1 protein-coding gene is annotated in these 1,050 nt (G+C 50.5%); it reads right to left on the bottom strand.

Annotation, left to right across the window (positions count from 1 at the left end; genetic code table 11):
• Positions 1–1,023, bottom strand: a 1,023-nt coding sequence (locus ABZX22_RS45325; RefSeq protein ID WP_354923602.1) for a hypothetical protein, incomplete at its 3' end; no start/stop codon positions are given.
• Positions 1,024–1,050 lie beyond the last annotated feature (27 nt).

The following is a 1,050-nucleotide window of genomic DNA, read 5'->3' as shown; positions in this document are numbered from 1 at the left end:
CGGGAATAAATGAAGCAGAACATGCTCATTAAAATCGACAATAGGCTTGTTTTTTATTGAAATCCGAATATCAGTCTTGAATATCACTTTAACGCGACATCCACACGCCCCGCCTTTCGCGCATCCATCCAGTATCAACTTATGATCACCCCGATTGAATACTGCTTCTATTTTCCGCATAACGTGCTCGAGGCTATATCCTTCCCCCACTCTTTCTCGGTAGTCCATCTTTTGACCGTTCAGAACGTCGCCAATCTCCATTGAGCGATGAAGATCGTAGCTGTAGGGGATTGATTTTACTTTGGCAGCTTTATCGAAATTCCCGGACGAATCGACGGGATATATGTCTACCGGGACCAATCTCACGCGAACTGTACATACAAGTGTCTTTTCGCTCTCTATGTACTTCAATTCGAATTTTGAAGATCGCACCCCGCCAGCCGTATATTGCTTACCACTCGCGTCCGTCCATGGTGCGCGATTTTGCAATACCCCTAAATATTGACCAGTTTCTGTTTGATCTGAGCGCTCGCTTAACAGACTTGCTAGTTTCCAGTCACATGGAGCTGGGCTTTCAAGCTTGATCAACTCAGGAGTTTGATTTGTCTGGTTTTTTGGTGCGTTATCCGGGTCATTTACATGCAAGGGACCACGATCAAACATCCTAGACAGAAAATCACTAAACGGTGAAGGAGCGACATTTCCCGCACTGTCTGGCGAAGATGCCTGCGCTACAGCGCCTGTGTTACCCAACGATTCCCACTGAGACGGATCTGGCTCAGGTGCCAAGGCCGGCGCTTGTACAAAATTCGGGTTGGTACGCCAGACCTCACACTCCGTCTTGAACGGCACGAAAGCCGGCGCGAACGCCGCGCCGCTCAGGTCCAGTTGAGCCGGCCCGGTCTTCTTCAAGCCACTTGTCCTGAAGTGCACACGGCCGCGCGAGCCCATCTCGATCCCTTCCGGATTCACGCGGATATACGAGCCGCCGACGCTGAGCAGGATTTCCTTCGGCGACTTCACGTGCAAAACGCCATTGACCGTTTCGAC

This window comes from Nonomuraea sp. NPDC003804, assembly GCF_040610675.1.
Classification (GTDB): domain Bacteria; phylum Actinomycetota; class Actinomycetes; order Streptosporangiales; family Streptosporangiaceae; genus Nonomuraea.
This window is presented reverse-complemented; position numbering and strand designations above follow the sequence as displayed.